This window comes from Bacteroides sp. AM54-2NS, assembly GCF_003602935.1.
Lineage (GTDB): Bacteria > Bacteroidota > Bacteroidia > Bacteroidales > Bacteroidaceae > Bacteroides > Bacteroides xylanisolvens.
Window position 1 is genome coordinate 1 of record NZ_QTMZ01000080.1, and the last position, 13,667, is coordinate 13,667.

The window sequence follows — 13,667 nt, forward strand, 5'->3', positions numbered from 1 at the left end:
CTTATTCGCCAAGGCAGCTCAGAGCCGTAAATTTAGGTACGCGCATGACAAGAATCTATTTGCAAGACCTCCTTGAAATAGCCAAGGAACAAGGTTATCAGGTAGTTCTCCCTTCTTCCCTATCGTTAGAAGGGACAACTCCCAAGAAGGCACAAAGGTTGAAAGATGCCGAGACAGGCTCTGTCAACAAGTTGGCGAAGTGTCGCAAGACTCCCAAGGCTGGGGAAAGAGCACCTGATGGAGTAACCCACGACACCCATTACACGATGGCAGAGGTGTTGAGCACCTTTGATATAAAGTATGGCAGATTCTATGAAGTCCGCAACCGCTACCAACTCCAATCAGTCCACGCATGGGGTACGACATGCTTCAAGAAAGAAGATGTAGAGAGGGTCATCGGGCTTTATAATGAAGAACAGGGAAAGAACATTTCCGATGACTGGTACACCTGCTTCGACATCATGAAGCTCTACGGATTGGGCAAGACACAGGTACGCAGATTTGCAGAAACTCATGGAGTGAGAATCCGAAAGTTCAAAGGCGGAAGAGCCAACTACTATCTGAAAGCAGACTGGGAGGCAGCACGCAAGAAGGCAGAGAAAAGTAGCACTTCGACCAAGGCAAAGCGGAAGTGAGAACCAAGACAACGACTGTTGCAAATAAACTCATATACGACCCATGCCGTTGCAAATGGTCTGAAACTGCCATCATTGACGGTCGAAACAAACTCTCAACACAGAGAAACGGATATAAGATAAAAAGCGCATCAGACACCTATTTTAAGTCTGATTTTTAGCGTAAAATCATACTCAAAAGCAAATTCAGGTTAAATTCAGACAGTATTTGAAGCCATCATTACTTTTCTCTTTTCACGGCAATCTAACTTTGCATCGGATTTGAGAGTTAAGACGTTGCAACAAAGGCTATTTGCATCCACAGATACATATCATAAACAATAATAAAATAGTAACAATATGACAAACATTTGTACAAAGGTCACCGTGCGGAAACGACCTATCAAGAACGGACAGACTTCCCTCTATTTGGATTTCTATCCTCCAGTCCGCAACCCGAAGACAGGCAAGCTCTCACGCAGGGAGTACCTTGGTCTTTACATCTACACCAACCCTGTTGAACGCTTCCAGCAAGAGTATAACAAGAGTATGATTCAGAAAGCGGAAATAATCAAGTGCCGCAGGACTGAGTCCATCATCAATGAGGAATATGGTTTCCTCGACCGCAACAAGGGCAAGGAGAGTTTCTTGGAATACTTCAAGAACCTCATGATTGAACGTGGCAGCAGCCAGAACTGGCTACCGCCTACATGCACTTCCACAACTACACCCATGGTGAGTGTCGTTTCTGTGACCTTACAGTTCCGTACTGCCAGGGGTTTCTTGACTACCTGCTGTCGGATGCCTGTATGCACAATGGCAAACGCATGATGGGTACGACTGCCAACAACAACCTTACCAAGTTGAAGTGCATCCTTGCCATTGCTTACGAAGACGGACTGCTCAAAGAGAACATTGCCAAGAAACTTGTGCGTGCCAAGCTCATGGCAACAAGCGGCAGTTCCTCACCAAGGAAGAACTGTTGCAGTTGTCTCAGACTCCATGCAAGAGTGATGTCCTTCGCCGTGCTGGTCTCTTCTCCTGCCTCACTGGTCTTCGCCTCTCTGATTGCATCAGACTCCAGTGGGAGAACATCGTCAAGTTGGCTGATGGCGGCTGGGGAATGGACATTATCACAAAGAAGACTTCCACCGCTGCAATCCTGCCTATCAGCGAAGAGGCTCTGCAACTATGTGGTGAGCGAGGCACAGGCAGGTATTCAAGAACCTCACGAACAGTACAGTGACATTGTACCTCAAACCGTGGATAAAGGCTTCCGGCATCGAGAAGCACATCACATTCCACTGCTTCCGACATACCTTCGCCACTTTACAACTGGCAGAGGGAACAGACATCTACACCGTGAGCAAGCTGCTTACCCATAGCAATCTTGCCACTACTCAGGTGTATGCCGATGTGGTGGACGAACTCAAACGTGATGCGGCAGAACGTATCTCGCTCAAAATGCCAACCAAAGCAGAGAGTGACCAGACATAAGTGAATAACATAATCAGGATAACAAATGGAAGATAACAAATCACTATCGTTCGACCAACTGCCCAGTGCAGTTGGCGAACTTCTGACAAAGGTCAATACGATGATGACCCGTCTTGATGACATTGGTCAGAGAATAGGCAATGCTCCGAACGAGGATAACCATGTTCTTATGGACATCAGAGAGGCAAGTGCCTTTGTACGAAAGAAGGTCTCTTCGCTCTATGCTTACACATCCGAGAGGCGCATCCCTTTCTACAAGAGAGGGAACACGCTCTACTTCTTCAAAGACCAGCTGATAAAATGGATTGAGTCAGGCGGCTCTTGGGATAAGCCCTACGAACCGACCCAGGAGGAACAGGCAGACTTCGAGGCTCATCTGGCAATGTTGCAGAAGAGCAAGAAGAACAAGCCTTCCTCCATTAAGAGGGACAAGGATGAGAGATTACCCAATGGAGAAGAATGACATGATGGACAATAGAACCACGGAATCTACTTTTTTACGAAAGGGAAAAAGAATAAACATTCATTTTCTCTTTGCTGAGTAATCCGTTTCACTTATAACCAGTTTTTCAAGATGAGTAACCAAAGCATAAAATACGGAATCCTGCTGACCAAGGAGCAGCTCGATTTCTTGAAGGATGACAGGCAGGGCTTCCACCGCATGACCGCCTTCGACACTTTTGTATCTGTGGCTTCCATCAAGCCAAGTGTTTATCAGAAGACAGGCTTCTCCTCTTCACTCTCCATCGGGCAGTTTGCCATCTCAACCGTTGAGTTGTCTGCCCTTTGGAAGTGTGACCGCAAGACAGCGGCAAAGGTGGTGGAACTGTTCAATCAGGTGGGTATTCTCTCAACCGAGAGGAACAACCGCACCTCCATCCATACTATACTCTGCATCGCCTTCTGGTACGTTGACGGCATCAAGGAAGCCATCAAGAACCCTTTCTATAACCGTCAAACCGTGACTTCCGCCACCCAAGAGAAACCGGTGTCCGATGTCCCATCAGATACCGCTTACTCTTCGGGAGGCAATCTCTCCAATGGCATAGGTCAGCAGAAAGACAGCAGTGTCAATCCTGCCACTGCTGACGTTCAGCAGTCCCATGTTCCTGCCCCTTATAACACTGCTTCCCCTTCCGTTAATTCTCATGTCATCGGGGATGGACTTTCAGATTCTTCTCCGATACCACAAGACTTCAAACAAAGGGAAGAGAAAGGTGATACCTATTTTGAGTATGAGGTTGGACAGCTATCAGAAGATGATTACAACCAAGGCGGAGAGACTCCATCTGTTGAATTGCTGCCGCCTCCTGTCTATGATGACGAGGGTTGTCTCTTGCAGCCTCCAGCCGATGAGAAACTCTTTGAGAATAACACGGAGCGGTAAGACGCACACAACACCCCAAGGCACTCATGATGCCATTTCTCCTTTTCCCTTATTTCAACTATTGACTGTCCTAACAGACACGCCATCCAGGAGTCGCCACCTCTATTAGCCGTAGTTTTTTCGGAGGTCTAAACAAGAAGTACCAGTGTCAGACGGTTTCGCTTCGCCCACCGCTTCCTACTGGCATTCTTGAATGTTCGCAGGCTCACATTGGCTGTCCTGTTATATCAGAGTATAAACTTTACAAACCCCATTTACAATGGCAAAAGTCAAGAATAACAACACGGAGAAGACCTCAATGAAGAGACCTCCGAAGACCAGACACATTGACGTTCGTTTCACAGAAGAAGAATACGATGAGGTGGTGCATAATGCCCGATTGTCAGGCAGGAGCAAGAGCACCTATCTCCATGACTTAGGCATCGGTCACAAGCCGTCCCTACCCATGACCGAAGGGCAGGAGGAATCCTTGAAGGGCTTAATCGGGGCAAGGTCTGAACTGGTTTATGTGCGCAATGCGCTTCATGCCCTGCCACAGACAGAGAGACTGAAACTCTTCAAGAGAGTCGACTTCATGGAACGTTGGCTTCAAGGCATCAACACCCTGATAGAGGAACTGAGTCGCATTAGGGACAAATTCTTAGATATGTTATGATAGCAAAAGCATCAGCAATTCAGCATGGTCAGGCAATGACCAATTACGCAACCAAGAACAACCGTGCTGACATCGTCAAGACCAACCATCTCAGCGAGGGTCTGCCGCCTATGGGCATGTGGGACGAAATGGTGCTGCATCAGTCCATGTTCAAGCAGAAGTATGCCAAGAAGCCCATCGAACTGACGTCCATCCGCTTTGAACTTTCCCCATCTGAGGAGGAGGCACGAAACTGGACGATGGAAGACTGGAGGAGATTCCTTGACGAGTTCATCCGTGAGTTGGATGGCATCTCCAAGGTGAACCACATCGGGAAGAAGAAGGGCAAGGCAGCAACTTCGGTCAAGCCGACCAACATAGCCAACTCGCAGTATTTTGCCGCCCTTCACCGTGACTCCAAGAGTGGTATTCCCCACCTGCATCTTGTGGTGAACCGCATCGACATGGATGGTAATCTCAATGATGTGAAGTTCATCGGTGAGCGTGCGGTGATGGCTGCGAAAGCAGTCAATAAGCGTCATGGCTGGAAGGATGCCATGGATATTCGTCAGGAGCGTATTGCGGAGGTGACCAAAACATGTATGGATGTGTTGCGCTCAATGCCGTTCTTTGACTGGGATGAATATGCCGAACGATTGAAGGCAAAGGGATATGACATCGAGCTTATCCGTGACAAGACTGGTCAAGGCAGGGTGCATGGCTATCGCTTCAAGTTCGGCAGAACGACCATCAAGGCATCAGAACTGGGTGTAGGCAGAAACCTCACAGCATCGAAAATCGGGAACACCTTCCGTAAGTTGCACCCACAGACAACACCTGTTGCAGTTGGTCAAAGACCTTCGTCACCTGCTCCAAACACTACCACATTGGACAGCAGAAATACGGCAGTTTCAAGTGGTCAGTCTCGGACAACCTATGATGGCAAACTTGTCCTTCCTGCCAGATTGAGAAAGATTATTGAAGTCGATGGCGAGCGTTTCAACATAGTCATGCCGAGAACTGCATACGACACGATGAACAGTTGTATCGAAGTCCCTGAGAATGGATCTGCAAGCCACAACGACATTCTGAATGTGGCTATGCTGCTCTTCATGGACTACCTCGATGCTGCCACATCGATGTCTGAGTCCTGCGGTGGCGGTGGCAGTCCTGGCAGTGGTTGGGGACGTGACAAGGACGAGGATGACCGTGACTGGGCAAGACGCTGCGCAAGGCAAGCAAACAGCCTCTGCAAGCCGATAAAGAGAGGCAGGAAACGATAACTTTCAAGTAAAAACTGTATGGGAAGAAACAAGAAAGATGCCACACAGGATGTGCTTAACCTGTACAATCAGATGCAGGAGGACGAGAACATAGAGAGAGGCAAGGACGAAATCAAGGTGACTCTGGAAGAGATAGAATCAGCCAAGAAAGTTCTCAATGACGCAAAGGAGGAACTGGGCAATGCCTATCGGAGGTTGGAATCAACGAAGGTGGCACTTATGGCTGCCCACAGGAGTACGGAGAACATCGTTGACGGAATATGCAATGCCATAGTCAAGGCTGAGCAAAGCAACCTCAAAGTTGGCATCAATGATGAAGGACTTGCCCAGTTGGACGAGCGGAACAACACCGCCATTTCTGCCTTCAAGCAAGCCCTTGACGAGTTTGAGAAGCGGATAACAGCACTGTTCGCTCACCAGCAGAAAGAACTCAAACGAATCCGAAATATCGAAGAAGGTGCTTACTTCAACGGTCGCACCTATGCTTGGATGTTCGGCTTGGCTTTTGTGAGTTGGGCAATCATCTTGGTTGAAATAACCATTTGGATATGTATCAAACTTTTTTAGCAAACTCAAAAAATCAAGATTATGACAGACAACGAATACAGCAAGACAAGAAAAGCAGCTGCTGATGCCCTTATCTACTGGGCAAAGACAGGCATGAGACAGTTCACCATGCGTGACGCAGTAAACGACTATCTGGAGGCAAGCGGTGCTAACCGCCCCTCCATCGGTGGCGAAGAGACCATCCTCGCACATCGTAAAATTGCCACCAGTCGTCTGACTATCGACTGCATCTATGCGTTGACAAGGTCAGAACTTACAAAAATAGATAGGGAACTTGAAGCAATAGCTAATGATCTTCCAAAGGAGAGCAATGGGCTAAAACGCTAAAAGAACGATAACCGACTTATTATAGGATGTCATTTATAATAAGTCGGTTACAGATGAATAGCATACCATTATTTCACTATTTATGGTCGCATTTCATTTCCTCGTTTGAAACACTAAATTGTACATTTTTCACAAGGTTTGCCCAATCTCTAAATTTCATTTGTGGTAAATCACCATAATACTGTTGTGTCACCTTTATTGCCTCTAATGTATGTGGTGTATCTGTATTGAGAAGTGGTTTAAGTTTCTGTAGCAACGTCTTATCGGTGATATTGTTTATTTTACCATCAACGATGATGTCTTTTACATCTTCACTTCCTGTAGGTTTCCCAAAGAATGAATCAATAGACCGGAAGAAGGTTATTATATCTTTTCTTTTGAACAATACAGGTGTGTCTCCATTTTTAAGTTCTTTTCTTAAAAACTCGCCAGAAACGACTTCTTCTTGAAAATAACTTCTTGAATAGAAAGAAACACTCTTCCTTTCGTTTAATCTTTGTTTGGCTGTGTGATAATTCCAACAGACAATTACATCATTGACACTGTCATATCCAAGAAAGACAAAAGGAATCGCAGAAAGTTTGATTTCCTCGAAATCTTCCCTAACAGGCAACTGAGCTCTTGTCGTATCTGGTCTAGTCTTGAAATATGCAGACGAAAGATTTTTAACATAGATATAGAATTCTCTTCCCCCTATCTCCATTAAAAAAGGCTGGATGCCACTTTTATATACAAAATCTGGGGCAGCCCCAAACACATTGAGCATGAGTTGAAGCAATGTCTCTGGCAAAATCTTCTCTGTTTTCATTTCACAAGGCTTTAAATAATTCACTTTGGGGATATGATACAGTTGGTGCTTCGACAGACTTCACAGAGGATAAATTACAATCATAATGGATGTTATCTATCTCTTCAGGAATACTATAACCATCTATACACGGGATGTCGTTTATATCGAAGAGGCGGTAGGAATCACATGCTAACGCATAATCAAAACTAAATTCATGCGCTTTGTCAAAATCAGCCCCTAACGTTTTTGTTATGACATCAATTAGTTTAAATCGCAAGTCTGGTTCATTCAACTTAGATTCGATAGATTCCCTCAAATCATGAATGCTTTTCCCCATTCCTGATTGAACTATTTGAATTGAGGCGATAACAACGTTTGACCCTTTGTTTGGTGTAAGTTGGTTATGAGAAAAATGATGAATTCTATTGCTTCGCGAAGTACTCTTAACTTCTATTTTGTCAGTTCCATCATTGAAATCAAATGTATCTATGGCTGATGTGTGCCATGATTTAACCAAATATTTAGGGTTGTTTGCTCTTTCAATCACAAACAATTCCGCCCACAATCCTTGAATTGTTTTCAAAGGAGGTGCTGAGAAACGCCTAAACAAGTCTATTATCTTCTGTATTTCTGTCAATAACACCTGCTGTGATGGAGTCTCACCAATCTTTTCCAATACAATACATACTATATCAAGAAAATATCTAACATAGTCAGGCAAGTCGGTCTTTAAGGTTATTACTGTATAATAACTCTCAATGATGTTTTTGGGAACATTGTTTTTCTTTAGCCTACACAATTCGTTGAATTGTACAGACATCATTTCTAAGTTGATGTTAGGAACTTTATCGGTTATTGTACTTTGTATGAAGAACATAGGTCTTCCCTCCCTATCAATACCAAGTTTATGTGCCTTTATGGGTGGGATGTTAGCTACTGTGTAACAATTCTCAGTTAAAGAATCGTTACACAATAACTTTTTGAATATTTGATGAATCGTATTCTTCATTTTATTCCTCCGTTTCAACATAGTTTATTGCAAAGTCTTCAGGATAGTAAATAGCAATCGTATAGGCCTCTCTACCAGACCAAATCAGAGAATCACATTTTAATTTAACTTTATGTATCTGAATTGTTAGTGAGTCCTCAAACTTAATTGCAGCATCTCCAGGATAAACCGAACTTTCCGTTGTTGAGCGTCCAGAGTGCAGGTTAACGAGTCGTTGCGTTTCAACATTGAAAGCACGTATACGCGCATCACCTTTATAGGCCATGTGTATAATGTAGGCATGACTGAGCGGGGATGACGTTTTAGTTGTCAGGTACTTTATATAGCGCAAAGTTGCTTGTTTGCGGGCAGCATCTGGCATATTTTGGAATTTGAATTCTGTCAAGAACTCAATTAATTCTTGAATCGGAATTTTTACATAAGCATGATTTCTATCAGTCGTTTTATAGTCATCATACAATTTCCACTCATGTTTTGAAAGGAAATTCTCTATGAATGAGGTGTTTTCTGAGATGCTTGGAATGCGTTCATTTTGCGCCATCCAGACAACTTCGTCGTCACAGTATTTTTTGACAGGATATTTTTCCTTGTCGCATTTAATCTGTTGGAAATCAGGAGAAGACGTTCAACATCTTCAAGGCTCTTATTCTCTAATAGCCAATTCCTCATTTCCTCCTCATGCTCCACATATTCTCTGTATTCAAGAATAGCCTCGAAAGGAAGAAATACTCGACAAGACCATAAATAATTCTTTTTATAGCCAAAAAATCTACATCTCTGTTGAATAGTGTCGGCGGTTGATTTGCCAACACTATATCGTGGCATGTATGTTACAGCAAGGTGTTCCACTGTAAATCCTCTGTTCAGCATATCAGCTCCTACTAATATGTGAGAGCAACTACTAGACCAATCAATTTCTTTATTTTCGCCTTGACGTTTATTTCTACTAATCACAAGTTCTATGTTAGTATCAAGAATAATATCATAAACATATTCCCATATTTCTTCAAAAGAAGGATAGTCTTCTTCGTGACTCTTATACAAACGGATAGCTTCCTCGTAGTTCGATTGAAACGATAGTTTTAGTTCTTGATAACCTGGATCAAGTTCTCCGTTTGCCAACATATTAGCCCATGCATCTATCAAATTTTTAATCCAACCATAAAATTTCTCACTCGCATCCTGCTCTCTATCAGCATGAACCATCATGGATAAAAAAGATTCTTTCTCCTTGATGTTCACTATGATTGCCACTCCCATTATATGGAGTTGCAGAGCATTAACTAAAGAATCTGGACAGTTAGTCAAATCATTATGTTTGGTATGATAGACTTGTTCTGGTTGTATTGTGATTACAAGTCCAGGCTGGTCACAAAAGAACGTTTTTCCACCCGTGTAACCTTTGCCAGGGGTCAACACTGTATGATGCTTTGGGGAAAGCAAATCCATAATACTTATAAGCAGTGGTCCTTGCGGCGTTGCAGTATATTGTACATATGAATGGTTGTCTAATGCGCCACGCAACTTCAATATGCTACTATATGTTGTGGTATATTCATCGTCTTCCCATTCCTGAGACTTGCTGTTTTTATATGCGTAGCCATTCAAACTTGCCTGGTCTGCCTCGTCATCAATAATGAGCACTCCTGACTTAGCTACGGTATTCTTTATTTGCACATTATCGAACATAGCAGCCAACTCTGAGATATACTTATGATGTTTTAATACAGTAATTAAAATGGTTGGTTTGGAACTCAGAGAAAGTGCATTACGGATTCTTTGTGAGTCGTTCTTTGTGGGATTTTCAAACAATTTATAATGCTTGGAGTTAACATTCCCATTAATCAAATCCTTTCTCAATCGTTTAGTCGTTTGAGATAGCAGATTATTCTTCGTACCAGCAAAATATATAATTACCCGAAAGCCATTGTCATGTGCAAGTGCAGATAATGTTGTAAAAGACATGGTTTTACCGCTCTGAACGTATCCGACTACAAGATTCGTTACCGACTGGCATTCTCGTTTATTTGGATCAGTACACTTTGAAAGTATATCGACTGTCTCTTTTTTTAGTACGTCAATACCTTCACTATCAACTTTCTCACTTAATCGCGAAAGTAATTCATGTGTCATATCTCCAAGTTCGGGAGAAAAGCCTATGTTGCTCTTTTTTACAATTTCTATTTCCATTACAACTGAATAATACTTTGATTAAACAAAATTCTGACATTAGATGCGAATTTAGTTCCTTTGTCTGGAGCCATTATTTCAGCCAAAGTCAGTGCTTTAAATATTGCTATAATTGGCGTGTAATCTTGCCCTTTTTTGAATTGGTCAAACCGAGTGAAGAACGGATGTGCTAGATTTACCTTGCATACTATTGGAGTCGCCTCAGAAACTGTTACATCTTCACTATTTTCCTTCACTACAGAATACAAAGAGTCTGTCTCGGCCTCTGTAACTAATTCCATTTTAAGTATATAACTTTTACCGTTATACTTAAACGTCTCACTACAACTATCCAGGACTTCTGCCTTAATTATTTTTTCTTCATTTTTCTGGAGGTATTGTGAGTTGTTGATTTTGTTTTCAACTTCACTTACCTGTCTGGAAAGTTGCTTGGGCTTTGACTTCTTTTCCAAGTCTTTCTTTATGGCCTTGGAAATCTTCTCAAATTGTTCTTTCCCTCGCTGTCTGTAGTTATCTGTTTGGCTGAGAAGACTAGGTTCGTCAGCTTTTAGCTCATCACGGATGCCTTCCATGAGCAAATACAAATCCTCCTCTTCTCTAAATCCATTTTTATTAAAGGACACTTCAAATCCTTCAAGCTCTAATTCACCGAACAATCTTCTATATCTAAAACTACCAGACTGACCGAAAAGAACAGGGGGAAAATATCGTTCATCGCCTCCACCCACGATAACTCTGCCACGTCTCATTAGCACCAATCCATTTGCATTGTTTTGGATTTTATCTAAGATGGCAATAAAACCTTTTGCTTTATAGTGGTCAATCTCAAAATCTATTTCTTTTTTCCATACAATGTCTTCACCTTCTGGAGTCTTATAAAACGGAGCTTTTAGTATGTTATAGTTTGGTGCTTCGAGTATAGTTCCATTCACGGATATTTCGACTTGCCCACTACGTAAAAAATGTCTATAAATACTTGACAAATGCCTTTTTATCTTGTCCATTTGCATAACTTTCGGCGCATTAAAAGACAAGTCAGTCAAGATAATCTCTGTGTAATGCTCATAGGCAGGTTTAGGATTTTCCGTTACTACAAGATCTTCTTTCTCTTCTGATGTTACTTTTTCTAAATCAAAAGTCGTGAATCGCTCCACTTCTTCGTCAAGGGCTTTCGTCCGTACACTCCATTTATTGGCCAACCAAACAGAGGCTGTCTTCATACCCATGCCGAACTCATTAAGCCCCGTATCATCCAATGGTATATGTGCTGGTTCAAATGCCCTTTCATAGTTTTGAGCATCTATTCCAGCTGCATTATCACGAATATAAATAGCTCTGGTTTCCCAGTCGATAACAATAGAAACGATTAGTTGTATTCTGGTCCATCTACCTGTAATAGTCTTTCTCTATGATCAAGATAGCTCTGGACAGCATTATCAACATACTCCCCCAACGTGTTTGAGACAGTATTATTGAGATTCCTAAATGTGCTGTACACGTTAGGTTTCAATGCTATTGAGACTCTTTCTATTTGCTTCATGTCAATTTAATCAAATTTTCTGCTATAAGTTTCACGACTTCCACGTTTACTGCATTACCAAATGCCTTGAATGCACTGGCAATCGTATCAGGGTATTCTTTCAGATCCTGCATACACTGTAGTTTTGCGCCTTCTTTCCTTGTCATATACCTGCCTTTTTCTCCATTAGGCGTGATAACCCAAGGAATAATAGGAATCTGAGTTGTTGTAAGTACAAGAGCAGGAGAATACGTCGGTTGCTTGACCCTTATACCCGATGGTCGGAACTGTATGATTTTTGTGTAGAGGTTAGGATGTTCCTCCATTCCACAGTTCCATTCGAATTTCTGATGACTATTCTCAAATCCGGGTTGACGGATTTCTTCGATCCATGTATCAATCCAAATTTTATTTTTCTGATAGAACTCTCTGTTTTGTTTAATAAAGAGTTTCTTCCAATCTGGGAATTGTCTGTTCCCGCCTTTGGGTTTTCCCTGCGCATACACAGGTAGCTGCTGTAGATAATCGTCTTTTGAGTTACCAATAATATCTTCGCCAAATTTGCCTTTTTTTCCCTGTAATTGGGTTCTTTTTTGAAAATATGGGGCGGCTCCATCATAACTATATGTCGCGCCAAATTCCATCGCCCATATAGGGAATGTGGGCAGAGAACAATGATTCTCGTACAACAAATCCAAGAATTTTTGCCATGCTGCCATGTGTTTGCGTGTAATAGGCCTTAAAGACATATAATCCGTGTCATCGGGAACAAGAATGTCGTTGATGTTACATTCTGGGCGTTCAATATGTTCTGGGAATCTGAAATCTTTAAGTCCACCTTTTGACTTCAATCTACCAACTATATATATTCTTGTTCTATGTTGGGGAATTCCAAAATAGTGAGGAGAGATTATGTCGTCTTGTATATCATACAACTTTGAAAGAGTCTCATGTATTACTCTATAAGTATTCCCTTCATCGTGGGATTTTAGATTAGGTACATTTTCAAGAAAAACGAATTCAGGTTTCTTGCATTGCAGTATATCCCAAATTTTATAGAATAGATTTCCTCTATTCTCGTCACCGAACCCCTCTTGTTTGCCAGCTTGAGAAAATGGCTGGCATGGAAATCCGCCACACAAAATATCGTGTTCAGGGATGTCTTTTTCTATATCCACTTCATTTATATCACCATGGCATATAATCCCATGATTCCTCTCATAAAGGGTTCGTAGTTCTGTTTGAATCTCACTGGCAAAAACGCATTCACAGCCTAACTTTTCTAAAGCCAGGTGAAAGCCGCCTAATCCAGCGAACAAATCTATGAATTTAAGTTTTGCCATTTATTGTTTTATACTATTTACGTTAATATTCTGAACAGGTTCTCTAAGTAAATCTTGAATGCCGACATCAAGACATTGGGCTATTTGAATTAGTGTCTTCAAGTCGGGCTGGCTTGTATTGGTTACCCATTTCGACACTGTACCTTGATCTTTGTTGAGTTTCTCAGCAAGCCATTTATTTGTGAGGTTCTTTTCAGCCAGCACCACTTTTATTCTATTTATTAGTTCTCTGTCCATGATGAATCAATATTTTGCTGCAAAAATACACAAAAAAATCCAGAAACATTTGGAATTTCAGCAAAATATACTATTTAAACTCTATTTTTTTAGCGTTTATTTCAATTTTTCGCTCCAAATCACCATACTGATGAACATTTCAACCCAGAAATTTGGATTTGATTGCCGCCGAATTATTAACCTGCATTGTATATCAGCCATATATGCCGATAGAGATACAACCAAGGTACAAGACACCCGTTTTTGACCATCTTTGCAGCCCCCTTGCAA

The 13,667-nt window shown here is 42.1% G+C and carries 14 protein-coding genes and 1 pseudogene; 8 read left to right on the forward strand and 7 right to left on the reverse strand.

All coding sequences use genetic code 11. The features are described 5' to 3' along the window. From DXA05_RS24870 to DXA05_RS24905, 8 genes and pseudogenes are all read left to right on the forward strand, one after another. On the forward strand, positions 1-635 hold a 635-nt coding region (locus DXA05_RS24870; RefSeq protein ID WP_128859736.1), incomplete at its 5' end, for a DNA-binding protein. A 339-nt stretch (positions 636-974) separates the two neighbouring features. Further along, positions 975-2,111, forward strand: a pseudogene (locus DXA05_RS24875) (site-specific integrase). Between the two features lie 25 nt (positions 2,112-2,136). After that, positions 2,137-2,574 carry a helix-turn-helix domain-containing protein gene (locus DXA05_RS24880; protein ID WP_007837364.1) on the forward strand — a complete coding sequence of 146 codons (438 nt, stop codon included), beginning with the start codon at positions 2,137-2,139 and terminating at the stop codon, positions 2,572-2,574. A 111-nt stretch (positions 2,575-2,685) separates the two neighbouring features. Beyond that, positions 2,686-3,498 (forward strand): hypothetical protein, encoded by an 813-nt coding sequence (locus DXA05_RS24885; RefSeq protein WP_128859737.1) that lies wholly within the window; start codon positions 2,686-2,688, stop codon positions 3,496-3,498. Positions 3,499-3,757: 259 nt separating this feature from the next. Continuing rightward, a complete protein-coding gene (locus DXA05_RS24890; RefSeq protein WP_128859738.1) occupies positions 3,758-4,153 on the forward strand; it encodes a hypothetical protein in 396 nt (131 codons plus the stop codon). Continuing rightward, entirely contained in the window at positions 4,150-5,415 is a 1,266-nt protein-coding gene (locus DXA05_RS24895; protein WP_128859739.1) for a relaxase/mobilization nuclease domain-containing protein, read from the forward strand. The genes DXA05_RS24890 and DXA05_RS24895 overlap by 4 nt, the downstream gene beginning before the upstream one ends. Before the next feature lie 18 nt (positions 5,416-5,433). Continuing rightward, entirely contained in the window at positions 5,434-5,982 is a 549-nt protein-coding gene (locus DXA05_RS24900) for a hypothetical protein (protein ID WP_128859740.1), read from the forward strand. Between the two features lie 21 nt (positions 5,983-6,003). Then, positions 6,004-6,309, forward strand: a complete 306-nt coding sequence (locus tag DXA05_RS24905; protein ID WP_128859741.1) for a hypothetical protein — start codon at positions 6,004-6,006, stop codon at positions 6,307-6,309. A gap of 76 nt (positions 6,310-6,385) precedes the next feature. Here the strand turns inward: DXA05_RS24905 and DXA05_RS24910 are convergent, their stop codons facing one another. From DXA05_RS24910 to DXA05_RS24935, 7 genes are all read right to left on the reverse strand, one after another. Continuing rightward, positions 6,386-7,117, reverse strand: coding sequence for a hypothetical protein (locus tag DXA05_RS24910; RefSeq protein ID WP_128859742.1), 732 nt, complete (start codon positions 7,115-7,117; stop codon positions 6,386-6,388). Position 7,118: 1 nt separating this feature from the next. Further along, on the reverse strand, positions 7,119-8,108 hold the full coding sequence (locus DXA05_RS24915) for a PD-(D/E)XK motif protein (protein WP_128859743.1): 990 nt from the start codon (positions 8,106-8,108) through the stop codon (positions 7,119-7,121). 1 nt (position 8,109) lies between these two features. Further along, complete coding sequence (locus DXA05_RS28200; protein ID WP_284515701.1) at positions 8,110-8,649, reverse strand: hypothetical protein; 540 nt, start codon at positions 8,647-8,649, stop codon at positions 8,110-8,112. Further along, a complete protein-coding gene (locus DXA05_RS24920) occupies positions 8,598-10,298 on the reverse strand; it encodes a Z1 domain-containing protein (protein WP_284515702.1) in 1,701 nt (566 codons plus the stop codon). Before DXA05_RS24920 ends, DXA05_RS28200 begins: the two co-directional genes overlap by 52 nt. Then, on the reverse strand, positions 10,298-11,695 hold the full coding sequence (locus tag DXA05_RS24925; RefSeq protein ID WP_347812622.1) for an ATP-binding protein: 1,398 nt from the start codon (positions 11,693-11,695) through the stop codon (positions 10,298-10,300). Before DXA05_RS24925 ends, DXA05_RS24920 begins: the two co-directional genes overlap by 1 nt. Positions 11,696-11,834: 139 nt before the next feature. Then, on the reverse strand, positions 11,835-13,160 hold the full coding sequence (gene dcm / locus DXA05_RS24930; protein WP_128859744.1) for a DNA (cytosine-5-)-methyltransferase: 1,326 nt from the start codon (positions 13,158-13,160) through the stop codon (positions 11,835-11,837). Then, positions 13,161-13,397, reverse strand: a complete 237-nt coding sequence (locus DXA05_RS24935; protein ID WP_128859745.1) for a helix-turn-helix transcriptional regulator — start codon at positions 13,395-13,397, stop codon at positions 13,161-13,163. Positions 13,398-13,667: the final 270 nt, after the last annotated feature.